The 22,310-nt window shown below is 68.2% G+C and carries 20 protein-coding genes; 9 read left to right on the top strand and 11 right to left on the bottom strand.

Annotated features, from left to right (window positions below):
- The 4 genes from ACFO0C_RS38555 to ACFO0C_RS38540 form a co-directional block, all read left to right on the top strand.
- Positions 1 to 479: SDR family NAD(P)-dependent oxidoreductase (locus ACFO0C_RS38555; RefSeq protein ID WP_378071741.1), on the top strand; the 479-nt coding region annotated here is incomplete at its 5' end.
- 63 nt (positions 480 to 542) lie between these two features.
- Complete coding sequence (locus ACFO0C_RS38550; RefSeq protein WP_378071740.1) at positions 543 to 2,084, top strand: alpha/beta hydrolase; 1,542 nt, start codon at positions 543 to 545, stop codon at positions 2,082 to 2,084.
- A gap of 9 nt (positions 2,085 to 2,093) precedes the next feature.
- On the top strand, positions 2,094 to 3,725 hold the full coding sequence (locus ACFO0C_RS38545; RefSeq protein WP_378071739.1) for a GntP family permease: 1,632 nt from the start codon (positions 2,094 to 2,096) through the stop codon (positions 3,723 to 3,725).
- Between the two features lie 263 nt (positions 3,726 to 3,988).
- Positions 3,989 to 4,738 carry a class I SAM-dependent methyltransferase gene (locus ACFO0C_RS38540; protein ID WP_378071738.1) on the top strand — a complete coding sequence of 250 codons (750 nt, stop codon included), beginning with the start codon at positions 3,989 to 3,991 and terminating at the stop codon, positions 4,736 to 4,738.
- Positions 4,739 to 4,983: 245 nt separating this feature from the next.
- Here the strand turns inward: ACFO0C_RS38540 and ACFO0C_RS38535 are convergent, their stop codons facing one another.
- Positions 4,984 to 6,018: an NAD(P)H-dependent flavin oxidoreductase gene (locus ACFO0C_RS38535; RefSeq protein WP_378071737.1), complete on the bottom strand. Its 1,035-nt coding sequence runs from the start codon at positions 6,016 to 6,018 to the stop codon at positions 4,984 to 4,986.
- A gap of 73 nt (positions 6,019 to 6,091) precedes the next feature.
- On the opposite strand from ACFO0C_RS38535, the gene ACFO0C_RS38530 reads away from it, so the two are divergent.
- Positions 6,092 to 6,748, top strand: a complete 657-nt coding sequence (locus ACFO0C_RS38530) for a TetR/AcrR family transcriptional regulator (RefSeq protein ID WP_378071736.1) — start codon at positions 6,092 to 6,094, stop codon at positions 6,746 to 6,748.
- Positions 6,749 to 6,922: 174 nt separating this feature from the next.
- Here the strand turns inward: ACFO0C_RS38530 and ACFO0C_RS38525 are convergent, their stop codons facing one another.
- On the bottom strand, positions 6,923 to 7,678 hold the full coding sequence (locus ACFO0C_RS38525) for an SDR family NAD(P)-dependent oxidoreductase (protein ID WP_378071735.1): 756 nt from the start codon (positions 7,676 to 7,678) through the stop codon (positions 6,923 to 6,925).
- On the opposite strand from ACFO0C_RS38525, the gene ACFO0C_RS38520 reads away from it, so the two are divergent.
- Entirely contained in the window at positions 7,629 to 8,045 is a 417-nt protein-coding gene (locus ACFO0C_RS38520; RefSeq protein ID WP_378071734.1) for a Uma2 family endonuclease, read from the top strand. The two genes, ACFO0C_RS38525 and ACFO0C_RS38520, sit on opposite strands and share 50 nt — an antisense overlap.
- Before the next feature lie 294 nt (positions 8,046 to 8,339).
- Here the strand turns inward: ACFO0C_RS38520 and ACFO0C_RS38515 are convergent, their stop codons facing one another.
- The 6 genes from ACFO0C_RS38515 to ACFO0C_RS38490 all read right to left on the bottom strand — a co-directional run bounded on the left by ACFO0C_RS38515 (position 8,340) and on the right by ACFO0C_RS38490 (position 15,828).
- Positions 8,340 to 9,020 (bottom strand): LLM class F420-dependent oxidoreductase, encoded by a 681-nt coding sequence (locus ACFO0C_RS38515; protein ID WP_378071733.1) that lies wholly within the window; start codon positions 9,018 to 9,020, stop codon positions 8,340 to 8,342.
- 231 nt (positions 9,021 to 9,251) lie between these two features.
- Positions 9,252 to 9,848 carry a hypothetical protein gene (locus ACFO0C_RS38510; RefSeq protein ID WP_378071732.1) on the bottom strand — a complete coding sequence of 199 codons (597 nt, stop codon included), beginning with the start codon at positions 9,846 to 9,848 and terminating at the stop codon, positions 9,252 to 9,254.
- 88 nt (positions 9,849 to 9,936) lie between these two features.
- Positions 9,937 to 12,942, bottom strand: coding sequence for a hypothetical protein (locus ACFO0C_RS38505; RefSeq protein ID WP_378071731.1), 3,006 nt, complete (start codon positions 12,940 to 12,942; stop codon positions 9,937 to 9,939).
- Positions 12,943 to 13,089: 147 nt separating this feature from the next.
- Positions 13,090 to 14,052, bottom strand: coding sequence for a hypothetical protein (locus ACFO0C_RS38500; RefSeq protein WP_378071730.1), 963 nt, complete (start codon positions 14,050 to 14,052; stop codon positions 13,090 to 13,092).
- A gap of 306 nt (positions 14,053 to 14,358) precedes the next feature.
- Entirely contained in the window at positions 14,359 to 15,129 is a 771-nt protein-coding gene (locus tag ACFO0C_RS38495; RefSeq protein WP_378071729.1) for an LLM class F420-dependent oxidoreductase, read from the bottom strand.
- 84 nt (positions 15,130 to 15,213) lie between these two features.
- Complete coding sequence (locus tag ACFO0C_RS38490; RefSeq protein WP_378071728.1) at positions 15,214 to 15,828, bottom strand: DUF4360 domain-containing protein; 615 nt, start codon at positions 15,826 to 15,828, stop codon at positions 15,214 to 15,216.
- 371 nt (positions 15,829 to 16,199) lie between these two features.
- Here ACFO0C_RS38490 and ACFO0C_RS38485 point away from each other — a divergent pair, with 371 nt between their 5' ends.
- Positions 16,200 to 16,856, top strand: a complete 657-nt coding sequence (locus ACFO0C_RS38485; RefSeq protein ID WP_378071727.1) for a DUF4360 domain-containing protein — start codon at positions 16,200 to 16,202, stop codon at positions 16,854 to 16,856.
- 43 nt (positions 16,857 to 16,899) lie between these two features.
- On the opposite strand, the gene ACFO0C_RS38480 is transcribed toward ACFO0C_RS38485, so the two are convergent.
- Entirely contained in the window at positions 16,900 to 17,340 is a 441-nt protein-coding gene (locus tag ACFO0C_RS38480; protein WP_378071726.1) for a hypothetical protein, read from the bottom strand.
- A gap of 81 nt (positions 17,341 to 17,421) precedes the next feature.
- Here ACFO0C_RS38480 and ACFO0C_RS38475 point away from each other — a divergent pair, with 81 nt between their 5' ends.
- A complete protein-coding gene (locus ACFO0C_RS38475; protein ID WP_378071725.1) occupies positions 17,422 to 19,248 on the top strand; it encodes a LamG domain-containing protein in 1,827 nt (608 codons plus the stop codon).
- Between the two features lie 232 nt (positions 19,249 to 19,480).
- Here ACFO0C_RS38475 and ACFO0C_RS38470 read toward each other — a convergent pair whose 3' ends face one another.
- A complete protein-coding gene (locus tag ACFO0C_RS38470) occupies positions 19,481 to 20,866 on the bottom strand; it encodes an MFS transporter (RefSeq protein WP_378071724.1) in 1,386 nt (461 codons plus the stop codon).
- A gap of 65 nt (positions 20,867 to 20,931) precedes the next feature.
- Between ACFO0C_RS38470 and ACFO0C_RS38465 the strand changes: the two genes are divergently transcribed.
- Positions 20,932 to 21,474, top strand: coding sequence for a TetR/AcrR family transcriptional regulator (locus tag ACFO0C_RS38465; protein WP_378071723.1), 543 nt, complete (start codon positions 20,932 to 20,934; stop codon positions 21,472 to 21,474).
- Positions 21,475 to 21,479: 5 nt separating this feature from the next.
- Here the strand turns inward: ACFO0C_RS38465 and folP are convergent, their stop codons facing one another.
- A complete protein-coding gene (folP, locus tag ACFO0C_RS38460) occupies positions 21,480 to 22,277 on the bottom strand; it encodes a dihydropteroate synthase (protein ID WP_378071978.1) in 798 nt (265 codons plus the stop codon).
- Between the last annotated feature and the right edge of the window lie 33 nt (positions 22,278 to 22,310).

The following is a 22,310-nucleotide window of genomic DNA, read 5'->3' as shown; positions in this document are numbered from 1 at the left end:
CAGCCGCCGACGCCACCCTGCTGATCAACAACGCCGGTGTCTCCGTCGGCGGGCCGGTGCTCGACGCCGATCTGGACGGCATCCGGCTCGACATGGAGACCAACTACTTCGGCACCCTGCTGGTGACCAGGGCGTTCGCGCCGGTCATCGAGGGCAACGGCGGGGGAGCGGTGCTCAACGTGCTGTCGGTGCTGTCGTGGCTGCACCCGGGCGGGTACGGCTCCTACTCCGCGGCGAAGGCGGCGGCCTGGGCACTCACCAATGCCAGCCGGGAACTGCTCGCCCCGCGCGGCATCACCGTCACCGGGCTGCACGTCGCCTACATGGACACCGACATGGCCGCCGCCGTCCCGGCCGAGCAGAAGACCGACCCGGCAGTGGTCGCGGCACTCGCCCTCGACGCGGTCGCCCGCGGTGACGCCGAGATCCTGGGCGACGACGTGACCCGCGCGGTCAAGGCGCAACTGTCCACACGCTGAGGACACTTGCATCGGCGGTCTTGAATGGGCTCATCTTTGCTGTCGAGCGCCGAGAGGTAGCCCATGCTCCGGACAAGCGCGCGTTTAGCCGTACCCCTGCTGATGTTGTCCCTGCTCGGACCGGCTCTGCCGGGAGTGGCCCAGGCCGCGCAACCAGCGTCGAAGGCCGTCGACTCGATCGCCTGGGGGCCGTGTGCCCCGGAGGACGAGGCGCCCGAAGGGATCGTCTGCGGTGAGTTGCGGGTGCCGATCGACTGGCGGAAACCGCACGGACCGTCGATCACGCTCGCCCTGGCCAAGCGGCCCGCCACCGACCCCGCCCGGCGGATCGGCCCCTTGCTGATCAACCCGGGCGGGCCCGGCGGCTCCGGGGTGAACTTCGCCTACGGGGCCGCCGACGCGTTCTCGCCGGCGATCACCGACCGGTTCGACATCATCGGGTTCGACCCGCGCGGCCAGGCCCGCAGCCACGTGATCAACTGCGACAGCGACGCCGTTCTCGCCCAGTCGGCGCTGCTCTTCCCGCGCAGCGAGGCGGAGTTCACCGCGCTCGGCGAGGCCAACACCGCCCTCGTCCGCACCTGCCGGGAACTGTCCGGGCCGCTGGTGCGCTACGTCGACACGGCGAGCGTCGCCCGCGACATGGACGCCATCCGGGCCGCGATCGGCGAACGGAAGATCAGCTACTACGGGGTGTCCTACGGGACCATGATCGGCCAGCAGTACGCCGAGCTGTTCCCCGACCGGATCCGGGCCATGACGCTCGACTCGAACATGGACCACTCGCAGAACATCAGGGACTACCAGAAATGGGAGACCCTCGCCATGGAGGGCTCGTTCCTCCAGTTCACGGCCTGGTGCGAGCGGACCGAGGCGTGCGCGCTGCACGGCCAGGACGTGGTCGCCTACTTCGACGACCTCTACACGCGGGCCGAAGCCGGTGAGCTCGTCGTCGACGGCATCACGATCGACGCGACCTTCCTGAGCTACATCGTCTTCAGCTACATGTACGACCCGGCGGGCTGGTTCTACCTCGCCGAGGACCTGATCTACTTCAGCACCGGGGGTGGAACCGGCGAGGCCCGGCATCGTGGCGAGCCGGTGCCCAACGGCTACCTGCCGGTCATGTGCTCCGACTTCAACTTCGACCTCAGCTCCTACCGTGAGCTGCGGAAACTCGAGAAGGAACAGAACCGTCTCGCCCCGCACACCAAGCTCAGCCCGATCGCGTGGACCGACCTGACGGCGTGTCAGGAGTGGCCCTACCCGGTCACCAACCCGCCGCACCGGCTGAAGGCCTCACCGAAGCTGCCGCCGATCCTGCTGTCCAACAGCAAGTACGACGTCGCCACCCCGTACCAGTGGGGCACCAGCCTCGCCCGGCAGCTGCCGAGCGCCACGTTCCTCACCTACGACGGCGTCGGGCACGGCACCTACTGGCTCAGCGGCTGCGCCCAGGCCGCGATCGACACCTACCTCGTCGACCGGAGACTGCCGGCCAAGGGCAGCCACTGCCCGGCCGTCTTCCCCGAATCGCCGTTCACCGTGCAATCGGGGCCGGTCAGCCCGCTCACCCCGGGATTGAGGACTGTTTCCGCGGGGTAAACGCGCCGCATGACGGAGACCATCACCGATGCCGGCACCGCCCAGCTCGTGCTCGCGGCGGTGCTCGGCATCGCGGCGGTCGTCCTGCTCATCGCGTGGGCCAAGTGGCATCCGTTCCTCGCGTTGATCACCGGTGCCGGCGTCCTCGGCCTCGCCGCGGGCGCCGCACCGGCCGACACCGTCGACTCGTTCACCAAAGGGCTCGGCACCACGGCCGGTGGCGTCGGCGTGCTCATCGCGCTCGGGTCGATGGTCGGCGCGCTCCTCGCCGAATCCGGGGGCGCCGACGGCATCGTGAACCGCATCGTCAACGGGGTCTCCGGGGCCGCCCTGCCCTGGGCCATGGCCGGGGTGGCGGCGCTCATCGGGTTGCCGTTGTTCTTCGAGGTCGGTGTCGTGCTGCTGGTGCCGATCGTGTTGCTTGTCGCACGGCGTACCGATGTGGGACTGCTCCGCCTCGGCATCCCGGCGCTCGCCGGACTGTCGGTGCTGCACGGTCTGGTGCCGCCGCATCCGGGGCCGCTCGTCGCTATCGACAGCCTTCAGGCCGACCTCGGCCTGACGCTGATGCTCGGCCTGATCTGCGCGATCCCGACGGTGATCATCGCCGGCCCGATCTTCGGCAACTTCATCGCCGCGCGGGTGCCGCTGCCGGCCCTTTCCTCCGCCAGCGCTCCTGCCGGCTCTTCCATCACCTCTTTTGCAGCCCCTTCCACCGGCTCTTCCACCGGCTCTTCCACAGCCTCTTCTGCCGCCCCTTCCACCGCCCCTTCCGCCGGCTCTTCCACAGCCTCTTCTGCCGCCCCTTCCGCCGGCTCGTCCACCGTCTCTTCCACCGCCTCGTCCACCGCCTCGTCCACCGGCTCTTCCGCTGGCGGCGTTCCGGCCGGCGGCCGCGATTTCGTCGATCGTGACGACATCGCCGACCCGGTCAATCCGGGTAAATCGGTCGATGAGCAGCTCGGCCCGCGCCGCAATCCCGGTTTCTGGGCCGCCGTCCTCACCGTCCTCCTGCCGGTCGTGCTGATGCTGGCCCGCGGCGCCGCTGAACTCCTCCTCCCCGAAGGCGACCGCGTCCGCGACATCCTCGAAGTCGTCGGCGAACCGGTCGTGGCCCTGCTCGCCGGCGTCTTCGTCGCCATGTGGGCACTCGGCAAACGCGCCGGCTTCGACCGCCGCGAGACCAACGCGGTCCTCGGCGGCGCACTCCCGCCGATCGCCGGCATCCTGCTGATCGTCGCGGCCGGCGGCGGCTTCAAACAGGTACTCGTCGACGCCGGGGTCGGCAACGTCATCGCCGACGCGGCCCGCGACGCCAACATCAACGCCCTGGTCCTCGGCTTCCTGGTGGCCGTCGGCATCCGCGTCGCCACCGGCTCCGCCACCGTCGCCACGATCACCGCGGCCGGCATCGTGGCCCCGCTCGCCACCACCCTCGACCGCCCCGAGGTCTCGTTGCTGGCACTGGCGATCGGCGCCGGCTCGCTGTTCTTCTCCCACGTCAACGACGCCGGTTTCTGGATGGTCAAGGAATACTTCGGCATGACGGTCGGCCAGACGATCAAGACCTGGTCGATCATGGAGACGATCATCTCGGTCGTCGGATTCGCTTGCGTGATGCTCCTCTCCCTCGTCATTTGATGTCGTACGGCCATCAGGGTCCCGTGGCTGTCCCCGCGACGCGGGCGCGGGGCGAGGCCGCAGCGCGACCGCCGGGCTGAAGCCTTCGGTCACCGTCGATCCGCTTGCCGGTCACCGCCGAATTCGATCAGCGTCATCCGCCGATCCGTTCGGCGTCACCCGCCGCGCTGAAGCCTTCGGTCATCGTCGATGCGTTCGGTGCCAGCCGCCGTGTGCGGACGAATCCGGTGGACAGTCCAGTGACTGTCATAGATGGTTCGAGAATGGATGCGACGACCAGGGCCAACCGGAACGCGTGGGAGGCGGCCTCGACCAAGCGCGTCCGTGAATATCCGGAACTGCTTGCCAGGGCAGCCGCCGGCACCTCCCTCACCGCGCTGGAACGTGACCTGCTCCGCCCCGTCCTGGCAACCGGGCCGGACGTGGTCCACTGGCAGAGCGGCCACGGTGCCGACGACATCGCCCTGCTGTCCGCGGGCGCCCGTTCCGTGATCGGCGTCGACTACAGCTCGGTGGCGGCCGGTGCCGCCCAGCGCCGCGCCGACGAACTCGGCGTGAACTGCCGTTACGTGGTCGCCGCCCTGCCCGGGGCCCCGCTCGCGGACGGTTGCGCCGATCTCGTCTACACCGGCAAAGGCGCCCTGATCTGGATGCCGGACCTGGACACTTGGGCCGCCGACATCGTCCGGTTGCTGCGCCCGTCAGGTCACCTTTTCCTCTACGAGGAGCACCCGGCCGCCCCGCTGTGGTCCTGGGACTCCGACGAGCCCCGCATCCGCCCCGACCGCAGCTACTTCGCTCCCAGCCACGTCAACGACTCCTTCCCGGCGAACGGCGCCGTCCAGTGGCAGCGAACCCTGGCCTCCATCGTCACCAGCGTCATCGGTGCCGGATTGCGGCTGCTGCACCTGGCCGAACATCCCGCTCCCTTCTGGCGGATGGGCGGGGTCGAGGCCGCCGCCTGGAACGGCCGCCTCCCCAACGCCTTCTCGCTGTTGGCCCGCCGTCCCTGACCGAGCTCTCACCGAGCCCTGACTGAGCTCTCGCCGTGCTCTCGCCGAGCCTGACCGTGCTCCCGCCGAGCCTGACCGTGCTCTGACCGTGCTCTCGCCGAGCCTGACCGTGCTCTCGCCGAGCCTGACCGTGCTCTCGCCGAGCTCGAGGAGGTTCGCGGCAGATCACCGGCTGTCTGTCACCGCTGCCTGCGAGCACCTGCGACAGCGACTACGACCAGCCGGATCCTCCGGGTCGGCCGTGGTCAGAGCAGGGACTTCAGGTAGTCGGCGGCCGCAAGTGGGCGGGACAACGGAGCGGCCTGACCGGCCCACAGGTTGACGTAGGCGGCGTCGTCGCGGGCGGCGCCGGCGGCTCGCACGGGGCGCATCAACGTGTTCTGGACCGGGTAGGCGGGGACGGCGTCCTCGAAGGCGGCCATGTCACGGATCAGCGGGTTGACGATCGCGCGGGCGTGACGGCCGGAGAAGAGCCTGGTCAGGACGGTCGTCCGGGCCTCGGGCCCGGCCAGTGCCGCCCGGTGGACGGGGCTCGCGGCGGACTCGGCGGTGGCCAGGAAACCGGTGCCGATCTGCACGCCGTCGGCGCCCAGGGCCAGCGCCGCTGTCACGCCCCGCCGGTCAGCGATGCCGCCGGCCGCCAGCATCGGAACCCGCACCGCGTCGGCCACCTGCGGGATCAGGGAGAACGTGCCCACCAGGGACTCGGCGACCGGCCGGAGGAACGCGCCCCGATGCCCACCGGCGTCGCTGCCGGACGCGATCACCACGTCGACACCACCCGCTTCCAGGGCGATCGCCTCGTCGACCGTCGTGGCGGTGCCGAGCGTGACGATCCCGCGGCGGCGGGCCTCGCCGATCACCCGGGGTGAGGGCACGCCCATCACGAAACTGATCACCGGCGGCTCGGCGGCCAGCAGCGCGTCGATCTGGTCGTCGAAGAGCGGCGGCGGCGAATATCCCTCGGGAACCGGCAGATCGAGGCGCTCGTAGAGTGGCCGCAGCCGGTCGATGTCGGCGGCGGACGGCCGCAGCTCCTGCTCGCCGGGGTGCGGCACCCACAGGTTGACGTTGAACGGCCGGCCCACCGGCACGGCGGACCGCAGCTCGCCGACCAGCGCGGTGATGCCGTCGGGCGTGAGGTGGTTCGCCCCGAACGAGCCGAGACCACCGGCTGCGCTGACCGCGGCAGCCAGCGCCACCGCGGACATGCCACCACCGAAGGGCCCCTGCACGATCGGGTGCTCGATGCCGAGCAGGCTGGTCAGGCGGTCACTCATCGGATGCCTCCTCGGATCGGTGGTTGCTACTGAACGCTAGACGACCGGTCAACTATTTCGCTAGTCTTCAGGGGTGGGACGCTCCAGTACCGCCCGTGACCGGCTGCTGAGCAGCGCCTGTGAACTCATGCACACCCGTGGCTACGCCGCCATCGGAGTCGCCGAGATCTGCGCCCGCGCCGACGTCCGCAAAGGCAGCTTCTACCATTTCTTCCCCTCCAAGCAGGCGCTCACCGCCGAGGTCGTCAACGCCCACTGGCAGCGACAACGCATCGGCTGGCAGACCGCCCTCGCCGCCGGGGCCGAGTCCGGATCCGATCGGGGAGTGCCACTCGCCGGCGTCAAACGTCTGGAGCGGCTTGTCGGCTGGCTCGTCGACGGGCAGAGACAGGCATGGGAGGAGACCGGGCGGGTCGACGGGTGTCTGCTCGGCAACCTCGCCGTAGAGCTCAGCAGTCAGGAGCTGGGCAGTCAGGAGCTGGGCAGTCAGGAGTTGGGCGGCCGGGGAGACGGCGGTGACCAGGAGCCGGGTATCCGGCGGCGGCTCGGCGCGATCTTCGAGGAGCAGGCCGCACTCATCGAATCGGCCCTCGGCGAGGGGACCCGGGACGTCGCCCGGACCGTGGTCGCCCAGATCGAGGGAGCCGTCCTGATGAGCAGGCTCGCCGGTGACATCACCCCGCTCGCCGGCCTGTGGCCCGCGGTGCGCCGGCTGGTCGCCGGCCCGTAGAAGCCGCCGTATCGCCGCTGCTGATGCGGAACCAGCCCCACGGCGGCGAGCCAGCTCACATAGGCCACCCGCACCGTGGCGGGCGCTTCCCGGAAGATTCGCATGCCCCGATCCTCGTCCTGCGCCGGGCCCGGCGACATCCCGTCCGCATGACACTTGATGGTGGTGCTGGGACTACCACCCGACGTCGGGGATGGACCGGGCCTCCGGGTCGGGACCGTTGACGGCGCGGCCACCGTCGACCGGCAGGATCGCGCCGTTGACGAACCCAGCGGCCCCGGACAGAAGGAACGCCACCACGCCGGCCACCTCGTTCACGGTTCCCGGGCGGCCGAGCGGATGCAGCGCGGCCATCTGCGCGGCCACGTCGGGATGCGCGGCCCGGTACGCCTCGGACCGGGCCGTCGTGATGGAACCGAGGGCGACAGCGTTCGCGCGAATCCCTCCCGGCCCGTGGTCGACTGCGATCGCCCTGGTCAGCCCTTCGATCGCGGCTTTGGCGGTGGCGTACGGCAGAGCGCCCCGGACCGGCCGTTGCGCCTGATGCGAGGAGACGTTGACGATCGCCCCGGCCCGCCGGTGCCGCCGGAAGTGGTTCACCGCGGTGTGGCATCCAGTGACGGCGAGCGCCAGGTTGGCCGTGACGAGTTCCAGGATCCGTGCGGGAGGATCACCCGCGAGATCCGCGTCGTCGAAGATCGCGGCGTTGTTGACCCACCCGGCGAGAGGTCCGGCGGCCTCGGCGACGGCCGCCGCCCGCAGCGCGACCTCCGGATCCGCGGCGTCTCCGGTGACCAGCACGATCCGCTCGTGCGCCCGCTCCAACCGGTCCGCCACGTCGACGACCACGACGGTCCCGTCCGCGGCGAGGCGATCCGCGATGCCCCGGCCCACACCCCCGGCGCCCCCGGTGACGACGAACGAAGTCATCACCCCAGCATGCCTGCCGAGCCGCGCGTCACAACCCGCTGGCGGCGATTGTCATGATCCAGATGTGACGGTCTATCGGGCGGAGGCGCTCGACATCACTCCGACCCGGCCCGAGCATGTGCTTCTCGTGGTCGATGTGGTCTCTCCCGGCTCGGAGACGACTGACCGGATCGTCAAGGTCGATCAGTACGCACGAGCCGGCATCCCGTTCTATTGGCGTGTCGAGCAGGCTGCGACCGGTGTGCCTCTCGTCTACACCTACATCCTCGACCCGGCAGCCGGACGTCACCGTGATGGCGATGTCTTCACGGGGATTGTGAAGCTGACCGCGCCCTTCGCCGTCGAAATCGATCTCGGCCGTCTCTGATTCCTGCCCCGGGCTGAACGCCGGAAACCGGCAATCCAACCCCCGGCCGTGAGAGTTTCAGGATTTCGCACTGCCGGACGAAGCCGTCGGGGTTGACCGTGTCTTCCATGGGGCCGGTTTCATAGTGGGCCATCGCCGTGCCATAGCGGCGACAGAAGTCTTCCTCGAGGTCGTCGTCGGACCATCCGGGGCGGCAGCGAGGAACGAGTCGATCATCGACGAGCCGCCACCCGATCAGGGATGGCGGCTCGCCAGGGGTAGATCCTCAGAGCGTCCTGGTCTTCGCCGTAGGCGTCACGCGTTGAGCTTGTCGCGCCAGGCGAGGAACTCGCGGAGGTCGGTGAGGTCGGGGGTCGGGCCGCCGGTGTGGATGGTGAAGAGGCGGGCGCCCAGTTCGTACATCTTGTCGCGGTCCTCGGTCTTGCCCATCACGGAGATCTCGATCTCGCCGGGGTCGCGGCCGATGTCGGCGCAGTGCTGGCCGAGGATGCCGAGTTTGCGTTCGAGGGTCTCGGTGTCGGAGAAGCTGTGCCAGATGTCGGCGTGCTTCGCGGTGAGGCGCAGCGTCTTCTTCTCGCCTCCGCCGCCGATGAGGACGGGGATGTCGCGGGTCGGCCTCGGATTCAAACGGGACCAGCGGGATTCGATGCGGGGGAGCGCCTCGGCGAGGTCGTCGAGGCGGCTGCCGGCGGTGCCGAACTCGTAGCCGTACTCGGTGTAGTCGCGTTCGAACCAGCCCGAGCCGATGCCGAGGATGAGTCGGCCGGCGGAGATGTGGTCGACGGTGCGGGCCATGTCGGCGAGGAGTTCGGGGTTGCGGTAGCTGTTGCAGGCGACCAGGGCGCCGATCTCCACCCGGGAGGTCGACTCGGCCCAGGCGGCCAGCATGGTCCAGCACTCGAAGTGCAGACCGTCCGGCTCACCGCTGAGCGGATAGAAACGATCCCAGTTTTTTCTGCTACCGCATCCAGTCACACGACAAGCCCTCGACGGCTGGGGGCTCGACTCAGAGCCTATCGCGGGGAATGGCGTTGAAGTAGTTGAAGTAGACGTGGGGCCTGCCGCACATGCGCGGGCCGAATGGTGGTGAGCGGGATAAAGGCCAGATGGCCGTTTCGCCGGTAGGAGGCTGGTGACCACGCAACGAACGAATGCACCGGACCGATCAGGCCACTTCCCGATCTGATACCCAGCCGAGATCCATTTTCAGGCGCGGCTCACATGTTCCTGGAGTAGCGGATTGAGTTTGATCTTACCCGGCGTGGCGTGCCACGCCGTCACTATGAGCGAGAGCGCATGGCTGGCGGTAAGTAGAGCGTTTCGTTCCGCGCGCAGGAGGTCGTCGACGTCGTCAGCCGGAGTCGTGAGCGGCCGACTCGTCGGAAAGTCATACACCATCGCGTGCGGATATCGACCGATGGCGTTCCGGGCTCCGTCGAGGAGTATCGGCGGCTGCTGGAAGACCATCGGTGCGGTGGACGTCGTAGGTTTCACTGCCCGTCTGACATCAGGCCGAAGGAACAGAGCCGGGTCGACGATGCGACCGAACGAGCGCGCATTCAGCACCACATGCTGTTCCGCCTCCAGGATGGTCCGGCCATGCCGTTCCAAGTTGGCGAGGCTCACGTCGATGCTCAGTAGGTCGGCCTGGTATCCCAGTAGAGCCATCGCCCGCGCCACCTCATAGCAGGCCACCAAAGGTGACCGGAACGGTTTTCCGGCCATCAGTCGCCGATGAGCCATGACGATCATGTAGAGCGGACGGCGGCCGGGCGGAAGATCCGGTGCGGACCAGTTCTCCAAGACTGACGAGGGAAGCGGCGGATACGCCGAGACATCCGGTGAGGCAGCCCGTTTACCTTCCGGGCGACGGGATGGTTGCTTACGCCCTCTACTCATGAGTCCTGTCCATCATCCGAGCTACGTTATTCGGCAAGGTCTCGGCCCATCGAATCAGGAGCCAGTAGACGTCCGGCACGCCTCTGCGTCGGGCCACGTCGGCGGACTCGAGGGCGCCGCGATCGACGCGGTTCAGGCTGTCGAGCATCGCCGCGAAGTCGGCGCCGTGCATTGCGAGATACGCCCGCACCACCTCGAGTTGAGCTTGATCACCCGGTCGGAGCTGATTACCCCTGGCTTGGTATTCCTGGGTCAGGGCGGCCGTCTCGGTGAGCACCTCGACAGCGCCGTCCGCGGCTCTGGCGAGGAAGCTAAGACAGAGGTAGGCAACGTTGGTCAGCAGCGTCTCCACATCGAGATAGGACAAGGCGTCCGCCTCGACGTATCGGCGAAGGCGGCGAACCGACGTCACCGCCTCGTCATACCGCTTCAGATGCAACTGGGCTTCGGTCAGGAATCGGAGCATCGTGGCACGGTGAAATGCATACTGGCGATCTTCCAGCCGGAGATCGATCTCGTTTGCGAGCTGCTCGTAGTCATTTTCGGTACGTAGTCGCTCGCCCAACTCATGAACGACCATGGCCACTGATGTGTCGGCGTCCACCGAGTCATCATCCTTCACCAGAGCGAGCAGCCGCGTGGCGAGCTCATTGACTCGCTGATGGCCCGGCAGATCATGGCCTAGCTGATACGCCACCTGATAGGCGTTGAATGTCGCGCCTTCAACACCAGCGTGGTCGGACCGGGCTTCCCGCACATGCCAGGCGACGACTTCGTCCAGCAGGTCGCAGACCTCGTCGACGACGTCCGCCACTCGATCCGCCCGCCGGATGAGGGTGACGGCGAGTTGCGCGTAGGTGCCGACCACCATGGTTGATGAGGGTCGGTCAGATGTGGTCCGCAGATAGTCGAGTTCCGCTCGCAGGTAGATTTCCGCCTGCTGCCAGTTCTCCGTGAAACCCAGTATCGATGAGGTGTTGCCCCACAATAGCGCTGTCGCATAGTTACTGATCCCGTGCCGCAGCGCCGCTCTCGCGAGGTACACGCAGTGCCCGGCGAACGCCATGGCGAGGTCGTGCCGCTTCCAGTCGATCAGTTGCTGCAACCACCGTTGCGCGAAGTAGCCCGCGTGTGTGACGACCGGTTCGACGAGCTGTTCCCGTGCGATGTCCCGGCGGATAACCTCCTGCACGATCTCGTTCGAGGTGATCGAGTAGTCGAGTGATCGCACCGTCTCCTGCGGGCTGGCACCACCGAAGATCGGGAGGTCGACGGCGACTAGCGAGCCCCTCAGCATTTCCCTCAGGATCTCGCCTGGTGGCGGATCGTCACCATCGTAGGCGGCGAGAGGGTTCAGTTCCTCGCGGAGATCCTCGCCGGGCTCGATCATCACGCAGGCCATCAGCAGATGGAAGGGGATTTGTCTTGGCTGCAGGAAGGCAGCGAAGCGGAGTGCTTTGCGCGCGATGTCGGCCGCGCTGCTTGCGTGGCCGCGCTGCTCCATCCGTCGCAGGGCCAGTAGCACCGCACCAACCAGTGTTCTGGGGTAGTCGGGCGGTATCGAGTCCTCGTCGTCGAGCGCCCGCTGGATGAGGCGTTCGTAGCCGGCGACCCCGGCAATTCCCTCGCGGGTGTCGACGAGATAGGCGGAAGCCAGTTCGAGCGCTAGCGGCCATCGGAGCAGGTGGTCGGCGAAGCTGCGTAGTCGCGGTTCCGCTGTGGCTGGGTCGACGGTCGCCTCTAGGCGGCGTTCCAACAGGGTGACCGCCTGGCTTTCGGTCATGGCCGGCACGGCGATCGTGGACAGGAAAGCGCCGTGCCAGGACGATGGATCCGTCGTCGTGACGACCGCGTGGCCGAGGCCGGTTCTCGGTAGCCATCGCTTGATTTGGCGCGCTTCGGGAACGTTGTCGAAGACGAGCAGCCAGGGCGTGGTTATACGGGTGAGACCCGCGTGGATCCGGTCGAAGAGTTGTTCCTCGACCGGTGCGGGATCGACGTTGGAGGTGAGCCACCGGTCCACGCCCCGGAATGAGGCGTCGATTGACTCGGCAGTCGAGGCGTCGATCCAGAAGACCACGGTGTAGTCGTCGCTGCGGTCGATCGCCCATGCCATCGCCAGGCTGGTCTTCCCGATTCCAGACAGACCATGCAGCACACACACCGGCACCTGCGGCGTGGCATTGGGTATCGCGAGTACGTCGGCGATCTGATCGATCAGATCGGGACGCGCGACATCGGTCAGCCGCGGCGGATTCCCGACGTTGACCGCCCACGGCCGACCGGCCACGGCTGCCGCGAGCGCCGCGTTATCCATAGCGAGCCCGCCACGGATCGCGTCCAGGGGGATAAGCGGATCGTCCGAAGATGCCGCGGTAGAGAGCACATCCCAGAGGAGATGCCCGAGTAGGAGGCCCGCAGCGTCCCAGCCTTGCGGGCCGGTGCTGTATTGACGTCGTAGGCTCCGGACGCGCTCGCGCATCTGATGCCGGATGTCGGGGACCACACGGTCGTCGGTCACGACGCGGCAGCGCCGGAGCCTGGTCCAACCGTCGTCGCTCAGCCCGGCCAGAGCGTCTGTCACCGGCTTGGACCTGCGTGCCAGGTCTGTCAGAGCTTCCTTGAACTGTTGCTCCGCGAGCTTCTCGTCTTTCATGACTGTGCGCAGGCGCCCGAACTCGCCGGTGGCGGGCCGGGTCGCCAGTAGCAGATAGGAGTCGGCCGGGCCGGTGATCAGGCGCAGCAGAATGGACATGGCGGTCGAGGCAGTGAGCTGGGTGGCGGAGGAGGTTTTCACTTGCGCCCGGATGAGGCATTCCGCATCGCGATAGACAGCGAAGTCGACGGCTTCGCTGTCTTCTCCGGGCTCTGCGGCCGGTGGGCTTTCGACATAGATGCCGGTGGCTGGCGACGACGGGTCAGTCATCGCCGCGAAGGCGAACTCCAGCGTGCGGAGGAACTGATACTCGAATCCGCGTATAGCATCCTGACCGCCCACGCCGCTCCGTTCGTCGCCTGTGGACAACCGTAGGCGACGAAGGGTGGGAAGTCAGGACCCGTCGGCCGGCCGTGCGCTGGTCGTCAGGGTAGGTGCTGAATTATGTGGTGACGGTGAGCGAGGTACCCGGGAAACCGCCGCTGCCGCTTACGCTTCGTCAGCATCGGAAGCGACCGACCATAAGGTTCGCTCGTTGTAGCACCAGGCGTCGCCAGCAGAGAAGTTCGGCTCGGGTGCACCCGCAAGGGCGAAGATGGTGTTGCGCAGAGCCGAGGGCGTCCACTTCTTCCCGGGTTCGGCCGCCCAGACTAGCGGGCGTAGGGGATCGTTCGCCCAGGTGATTCGGCCGCGGTTAGCGTCTTCGGCAAGCCAGGCGTCTACCTGAGCCTTCACTTCTGGGCGGCACAAACCGCCTAGTTCAAGAGTCAAAGGTGCGCCCGCCGGAATCAGCCCATGCTCAACGATGATCTTGGCTGACCGTGCCCGCCGTCGGTTGGTGGCGGCCTGCTCACGGGTTTCGTTGGTCGCTGCGGTCACAGCAGGTCGCAGGCGTCGGTCTTCCAGAGTGTCGACGGGAAACAGCCGTTGGAAGCTCACACACAGCCCGCTCGGGTCGCGGAACAACTGGTACTCGTGGCATTCGATGGTGATGGCGGGAGCTGCTGTCGCCAGCCACTGAACCGTGGTCAGCACTTGGGCCGGAAAGTGTTCGGCGACCAGCAGTAGCCTCGGAAGGGTGAAGAGCTCCTCGTTCCACTGAGAGTCGAGGTGCCCGGTGAGTCGGTCCAATGCCTCGTCAGCGCTGATGTGTTCGCCACGTTCCCGGGCCAGCCAGTCAGCGTGGGCCTGCGCGAGGGTCTCCTTGGTGAACCCGGCTACGAGAGCTCCGTAGGTGATGGCCTGCAGGTGGACCCGTCGATCACCGTCGCGTTTGAGTTCCATGACGACGAGTTCGCCGCTGGTGGAAAGGGCGAGTATGTCGGGACGTTCCCGTGCAGAGTCGTTGGATGCCGACCATGAACCGAACTGGTTGGTGACCACCAGCAGGCTGTCGTCGATCAACTGCGGGTAGTCGATGATCCAGCGTTCTAGGTCAGCCGTCTCGCTCATGCTGGCCGCTGTCATGGTGGTGCGTGCTAACGGGGTGAAAGTGCCATCGGCCACCCGTAGCATTTGTGCCATCGTCGTCAGTGCCCTTCGCGGCAGGTTTTCACCGGCTTCCTCAGCCGGTTTCTACTACGTCTTCTCCACTAGGCATCCGCCCACAGTGCGAACTCGATCAGCCTATGCCCAGCGAGCCAGCGGGTTGACTGCGCCCGCTGGCTCGACCCGAGCGCTGCTGCGTGACGCTCGCGAGCATTTGGCTGAAGCGCCGGCTGAGGTTGGCCCTCACTCTTCGATCCCTGCCGGAGGCGGCTACGCGTTGATTTTGTCGCGCCAGGCGAGGAACTCGCGGAGTTCGGTGAGGTCGGGGGTCGGCCCGCCGGTGTGGATGGTGAACAGGCGGGCGCCCAGCTCGTACATCTTGTCGCGGTCCTCGGTCTTGCCCATCACCGAGATCTCGATCTCGGACGGATCGCGGCCGATGTCGGCGCAGTGCTGGCCAAGGATGCCAAGTTTGCGCTCAAGGGTCTCGGGGTCGGAGAAGCTGTGCCAGATGTTTGCGTGCTTCGCCGTCAGGCGCAGGGTCTTCTTCTCGCCGCCGCCGCCGACCAGGACGGGGATGTCGCGGGTCGGCTTCGGGTTGAGCCTCTCCCAGCGTGACTCGATGCGAGGGAGCGCGGTCGCCAGATCGTCAAGACGCCCTCCGGCCGTGCCGAACTCATACCCGTACTCGGTGTAGTCACGTTCGAACCAACCCGAGCCGATACCAAGGATCAGGCGGCCCTCGGAGATGTGGTCGACCGTTCGGGCCATGTCAGCGAGGAGGTCGGGATTGCGGTAACTGTTGCAGGCGACGAGTGCCCCGATCTCGACGCGGGACGTGGACTCGGCCCAGGCGGCCAGCATGGTCCAGCACTCGAAGTGCAGACCGTCCGGCTCACCGCTGAGCGGATAGAAGTGATCCCAGTTGAACAGCACGTCGAGGCCGAGATCCTCGGCCTCGGAGGCGGTACGGCGGATGGTGGCGTAGTCCATGTGTTGCGGCTGGAGTTGCAGCCCGATGCGAACCGGCCTATCGATCATGTGTCCGAGCCTACGTGCAGGCGCCCCCGTTGGTGGCGAACCCGGCTGGCTCCTACCCGCCAGCCGGGTGGGCGTGGCCGGGGGTCAGCAGGAGGACAGGCTGAAGTTGAAGAGTGTGTCGACGTCGCCTTCGGTGGTGTTCATCGACATCGTGCTGGTGCCGGTCGACGAGCCGGCGTCGATGCGCAGCTCGGTGTTGATGTTGAGGACGCTCTGTGACCCGCATTCGGCGTACGTGAGGACCGGCGCGACGTCCCACGTGGTCCACAGGCCGTTGAGCGGGCCGGCGAACGTCACGTCCTTGCGCTCGGTCGTGGAGGCGCCCTGCCAGTAGTAGCTGGTGCGCTGGAGGGCGGTCGCGCCGGAGCGGAGGTATGCCTTGCCGCGGTAGTTGGCGGAGGCGATCGCGATGGTCCAGCCGTCGGGGATGGTGACCAGGACGCCGAGCTGGCAGTTCTTGCGGCGGTCGATGATGGCGGCGCCTCCGCCGGCCTCGGCCACGAAGTCCCGGTACTTGACCCGGAACCCGGTGTTGTCGCCGTTGCTCACGACCGAGGCGGTGCCGGGGGCGCATCCCGAGCCGTTGTTGGCGATCACCTCGACGGTGATGGCGGGGGCGGCCTGGGCGGGCGCGCTGCCGAGCGGGATGGCCAGCGCCGTGATCAGCGCAGCCGCCATCACGCGAGTGCTGTTTCTCATGGATTTCCTTCCGAGGAACGACGGGGAACGGGTGGGGTGCCACAGTATTGAAGTCTGGAATGATTCCAGAACGGCGGCCATCGCATCCGCGACCACCGTAGTGGCGACCCTCGCGCATTTACAAGCATGAATTATCTATTGATCTCCATCAACCTGTGCAACTTGCATTGCGGCCCTATCGATCACCGGGCAAATCGCTTTATTTCGCTTAAAGCGTGTTCTACTTTGCGAGCTTTTGCCAGGTTGATGCCTCGCACTCCTCTTTTTCAGGGGGCATCAAGAAATCCCCCTGCGAGGTGTACGGCTGTTGACTTCTATTGACATGCATCAATAGCTTGAGCCCGTCCGTTCCCGTCCCCGAAGGGGTGAAAATGAAAAGGTTGTTAACCCGCGGCCTGGTGGTGCTGGCGCTGCTGGCATCCACGGTGCTCGCCGGAACGCCGGCGTCCGCGATCATCGTCATCGTCGACCCGCCGCCGACCGGCGAGATGTCCATCGAGCTGGTCGCGATGGCCGGCTCGGGCTGCGCGCCCGGCACCGCCGACGTGGCCATCTCGCCGGACAACTCGGCGTTCACCGCGATCTACAGCGCCTACCTGGCGCAGGCGGGCCCGAGCGTACCGGTCACCGAGAACCGTAAGAACTGCCAGCTCAACGTGCTGGTCCACGCCCCGGCCGGTTTCACCTTCGCGATCGCCAAGGTGGACTACCGCGGTTACGGCTACCTCCAGCGAGGTGCGGTCGCCCAGCAGCGGGCGAACTACTACTTCCAGGGCATGACGGTCGGCAGTTACGCCAACCACGCGATCGCCGCGCCGCTGGACGACAACTGGATCGCCACCGACTCGGTGCCGATCGCGTCGCAGGTCTTCCGCCCCTGTGGTGAGCAGCGCAACCTCAACATCAACACCGAGCTGCGGGTCACCAAGGGAACGTCGACCGACGTCAGTTACCTGACGATGGACTCCACCGACGGCAGCATCGAAACGATCTACCACTTCACGTGGATGCGGTGCAACATCAAGTAACGCGGAGCGGTGGTGGCGAATCCGCAACATTCGCCACCACCCACTACGCGCAGGTGCCGTCGAGTTTCTGGCCGATGGTGGCGAAGTCGCCGTTCAGGAACGCCTTCGGGTCGGACTGCTGGGAGGCACCGGCGAGCGCGTCGGCGATCTGCCCGGCGGCCGCGCGCTGGGTGGCGTCCAGACTCCGGTCGCCGGCGGCCGAGATCTGCGCGGCCATGTCGGCGAACGTGCGTTTCAGGCCCTCGGCGTCGTCGTTGACGGTGTGCTCCGCCAAGCGGACCGCGCCCTCGGTGAGCACCTTGTAGACGGCGGTGCACACATACTCCGGCTGGCCGGCCGACGCCGACGGGATCGGGGCGATGCTCACCGGGGCGGGCAGGGAACCGGCCGGGATCTCGATCTCCACTCCGTCGCAGCCGGCCGCGAGCGCGGCCGAGACCGCGAGCACGACGGTGGTCAAGGCGGTGCGGCGACGATGCGGCACGGCATTCCCCTCCCTCGATGGCGTACGCCGGAGCATAGTGCCCGCCGCGACTTTTGCCGATCTCGGAAGTTAGCTACCTACGTGTTAAACATCCCCAAAAAAGGCAAAAGGGCACTCCGCCGTGCGATCATCACCGGCGTCGCGACGGTCCTCGTCGCGGCCGGTGGCACGGCCTTCGCGGAGATCGTCTCCTCCCAGCCGTCCGTCACCCCCTCGTTCAACGGTCCCGTCTACGCCGTCGCCTACGCCGAGGACACCGTCTACGTCGGAGGCGACTTCACCACCGCGTCGGCCGGCGGGAAGGCGCAGTCACGGACCCGGCTGGCCGCGTTCGACGCCCGGACCGGCGAGCTGCGCGACTGGAAACCCGTGGCCGACGCGAACGTACGGGCCCTGGCGGTCGACCAGGGCGTCGTCTACGCGGCCGGCGACTTCGACACGGTCAACGGGGAGAGCCGGGACGCGATCGCCGGCATCGGAGCCGCCGACGGCAAGGTGACGTCGCTCCAGCACACCGTGCTCGGGCAGCCGAACGCCATCGCCGCCGGGCACGGGCGCATCTACCTGGGCGGTCGGATCACCGGTGTGGACGGTCAGCCGCGGACCAACCTCGCCGCCTTCACCACCGCGACCGGTGCCCTCGACGCCTGGGCGCCGGCCACCGACGACACCGTGAACGCGCTCGCCGTCACCACCGAGCGGGTCTACGTCGGGGGAAGCTTCCACAAGGTCAACGACGTACGGTCCACGCTGCGGCTCGCCGCCGTCGACCCGGCCACCGGCGTGCTCGACCGGACGTTCCTGCCGAAGCCGGTGTCGCAGGTGTTCGCGCTGGCCGCCCACGGCGACGGGGTGTACGCGGCACTCGGCGGCCAGGGCGGCCGGGCGGTGTCGTACACCCGTGACGGCGGGACCCGCTGGACCCGGGTGTTCGACGGCGACGCCCAGGCGGTCACCGTGCTCGACGACACCGTGTACGTCGGCGGGCACTTCGACAAGGCCTGCACCACCACCAACAACGGGGCCCGCGGTATCTGCACCGACGGGTCGGTCGTGCGCGGCAAGCTCGCCGCCGTCGACCGCGAGGGCAACCTGCTCGAATGGGCGCCCCAGGCCAACGGCGTGGCCGGCACCCGCCAGCTCGCCGCCAGCCGCCGGCTCGGGTCGATCAGCGCGGTCGGTGACTTCACCCTGGTCGGCGGCGTGAGCCGGAAACGGTATGTCGAGTTCAGCGGGGTCGCTCCGCGCGCCGAGTCGGCCACCGCCGCCGCCGACCCGGTCGCCGCCTACAACTTCGACACCACGATCGCCGACGGCACCTTCGACGACGGGTCCGGGCACGGGCATCTGCTGCGCACGGTCACCCGGCACGGCGCGGCGCCGCGGATGGTCCCGAACGGCAACGGCCAGGCTCTCGCCTTCCCGTCCAAGTGCGCCGGTGGCGACTGCCCCCGGTTGATCCTGCAGACCGGCGACACCGACGATCTCAACCCCAAGGACAAGCCGATCCGGTACGGGGCGGGCGTGCTCCTCTCCCCGGCGGAGACCGGCCGTGGCGAGAACATCCTGCAGAAGGGGTTCTCGAAGGAGGGCGGCCAGTACAAGCTCCAGGTCGACGGCCTGTCCGGCAAGCCCAGCTGCGGGATGAGCGACAAGACCGGGAGCACGGTGTACGTGGCGCGCAGCCGTACCTCCGTGGCCGACGGCAAGTGGCACTCCCTGGAGTGCCGCCGCACCGGCCCCACGCTGGCCATCGTGGTCGACGACCGGCTGGAGGCGGTGACCGCCGTGCCGGTCACGCTGTCGGTCGAGTCGCACGAACCGTTCACCGTCGGCGGCAAGGGCGTCGGCCAGAACAACGACCAGTTCCACGGCACGCTCGACGACGTGTGGGTGCAGATCGGGTGAACATGTCCGGCCGAGTGTGAAGAGCCCCGGCGGTCGTTGTGGACGGCAGACGGACCGCCGGGGCGGGAGGCGTGTGCCGGTCGGAGGGCCGGCACACGCTGCTCTTTCACGCCTCCTGCCCGTCCGGTCCACGGGGAGAGCGGGGTGTGACCCGTGAGGTCACACGCTGTCCGGGCGACGCAGAATTGAAGGTCATCGTTGCAGCCATGTTGCGCGTACGCAACAGGTTGTTTCAAATCTTGCGTGGCAGCCGGGTCGCCACCGCCGCGCCGGCCGCCAGCACCGCCGCCCCGGCGAGCACCGCCGGCACCAGGCCGTCCACGAAGTCCTGGCCACTGGCGAACCCGCCGTGGGTGCTGAAGATCGACGAGAGCACCGCGACCCCGGAGGCCACGCCGACTTCGCGGATCGTGTTGTTCGCACCGGAGGCCACCCCGCGCTGCTGCTCGGAGACGCTGGCCAGGGTGATCGTGCTGATCGGCGCGAAGGTCAGGCCCATACCGACGCCGGCCAGCAGGAACGCGCCCACGAAGTCGGTGTAGCCGGCGTCCGTCGAGGTGGCCAGCCCGATCCAGAGGATGCCCGCGGCGAGGAACACCTGACCGGCGATCACCAGGTTGCGCAGCCCCAGCCGCGCCCCGAAGATGCCGGCCAGCGGCGCCACCACCATCGGCGCGGCGGTCCACGGCAGGGTCCGCAGTCCCGACTCCAGCGGCGTCAGCCCCTGCACCACCTGGAAGAACTGGGCGAGAAGGAACACCGACCCGAACGCGCCCGCCGAGAACGTCAGCGTCACCACGTTGACCAGGCTGAACGACCGCGAGCGGAACAGGCTCAGCGGCAGCATCGGCGACGGGTTGCGTGACTGCCAGACCAGGAACGCGGCGATCAGCGCGACGCCGGCGGCCAGCATGACCGGCACCCGGCCGGAGGCCCAGCCGCGGTCCGGGCCGTCGACGATGCCCCAGATCAGCAGCAGCATTCCGCTCGACGACAGCAGCAGGCCCAGCGGGTCGAGGCGGCGCGCCCCGCCGCGGGACTCGTCCAGCACGACCGCGGCCAGGACCAGCGCGCCGACGCCGATCGGGACGTTGACCCAGAAGATCCAGTTCCACGTGAGGCCGTCGACGACCGCGCCGCCGATCACCGGCCCGAGTGCGACACCGAGGCCGGTGATGCCACCCCAGATGCCGACCGCGGCGTTGCGCAACCGGTCCGGGACGGCCGCGGCCAGCAGCGTCAGCGACAGTGGTGCGATGGCGGCGCCGCCGAGGCCCTGCACGGCGCGGGCCGCGGTGAGCTGCCACGGCTCGGTGGCCATCGCGGCCGCCGCCGACGCGGCGGTGAACACGGCGATGCCGGTCAGATACATCCGGCGGCGGCCGATCCGGTCCCCGAGCGCGGCCGCGGTGAGCAGGAAGGCGGCAAACGGCAGGGTGTACGCGTTGACGAACCACTGCAGATCGGCGATCGACGCCCCGAGTTCGGTGCGGATGACCGGTAGCGCGGTACTGACGACGAGGTTGTCCAGGGCGCCCATGAAGGCCGGGATGCCGACGGCGGCGATCACCAGCCCGAACGGGCGCGTTCTCGTGGGTTTCGCGGCGAGGGTGGTCACGATGCTCCCGTAGTTGTTATCGACTGATAACTAAGACCGTAAGCATCGACTGATAACCTGTCAACATGGTCCGGACCCGCCTCACCGCCCAGGAACGCCACGCGCAGCTCGTCGAGGCTGCCGTCACCGCCTTCGCGCAGGGCGGTTATGCGGGCACGACGACCGATCAGGTGGCCCGGCTCGCGGGGGTGTCACAGCCCTATGTGATCCGCATCTTCGGGTCGAAGCAGGAGTTGTTCCTCGCCACCGTGCGGCACGCCGGCGACCGGGTGCAGCAGATCTGGCGCGACGCGGCCGCGGTGGATCCGACCCTGGCCGGGCTCGGTAAGGCGTACAAGCAGCTGCTCGCCGAGCGTGACCTGCTCGTCGTCCTGCTGCACGGGTTCGCCGCCGCCGCCGACCCGGCCCTCGGTGACGCCGTGCGCCAGTGCTACGGCGACCAGTTCACCCTGGTCCGCGAGCTGACCGGGGCCTCGGCGGAGGAGGCGCGCGACTTCTTCGCCGCCGGGATGCTGATCACCGTGCTCGGGGCGATGCGGGTGCTCGGCCCCGAGGCCGTGCCCACCCAGCCGTGGATGGCCGACCTGCTGGAGACCCTGCCCGGCTAGGCGGCCTAGATGTTGTGCCGGGTGTAGGCGGGCTCCCGCCACCCCAGCATCGCCTCGGTCATCCGGATCGCGTCGGAGGCCGCCCGCACGTCGTGCACCCGCATGATCCGGGCCCCGCGCGTGATGCAGAAGACCACTGTGGCCAGCGTCCCGGCCAGGCGCTCCTGCTGCGGCCGGTCCAGCGTCTCGCCGATGAAATCCTTGTTGCTCAGGGCCGCCAGCATCGGATAGCCGATCGCGGCGATCTCGTCGAGCCGCCGGCACAGCTCCAGCGAGTGGAAGGTGTTCTTGTTCAGGTCGTGGCCCGGGTCGATGATGATCTGGTCCGGCCGCACCCCGCGGGACAGCGCGAGCTCCACCTTGGCCCGCAGGAACGCACCCACCTCGCCGGTCACGTCGCCGTACCGCGGGCTCGGGTACTCGGTGCGCGGCGCCGCCAGGCTGTGACAGATCACCAGCTGCGCGTCGGTACCCGCGACGGCCTCGGCCATCGCCGGATCACGCAGCCCCGACGTGTCGTTGACGACCCCGGCACCCGCCTTGATCACCTCGGCGGCGACCTCCGGGCGGAACGTGTCGACCGAGACGACCGCCAGCCCGCGCGCCGCCTCGACCACCGGCAGCACCCGGTCGAGTTCCTCGGCCGCCGACACCTCCGGCCCCGGCGCGAACGGCACCCCGCCGATGTCGATCCAGTCGGCCCCCTCGGCGGCCGCCCTCGTCACCGCCTCGGTCGCCTTCTCCAGCGCGAACGTGCGGCCCCGGTCGTGGAACGAGTCGGGTGTGCGGTTGACGATCGCCATCACCACGACCTGCCGGTCGAAGTCGTACGTCCG

Source organism: Actinoplanes subglobosus (genome assembly GCF_042650585.1).
Taxonomy (GTDB): Bacteria; Actinomycetota; Actinomycetes; order Mycobacteriales; family Micromonosporaceae; genus Actinoplanes; species Actinoplanes subglobosus.
The sequence above is the reverse complement of the archived record's forward strand: the minus strand, read 5'-3'. Positions and strand labels throughout refer to the sequence as shown.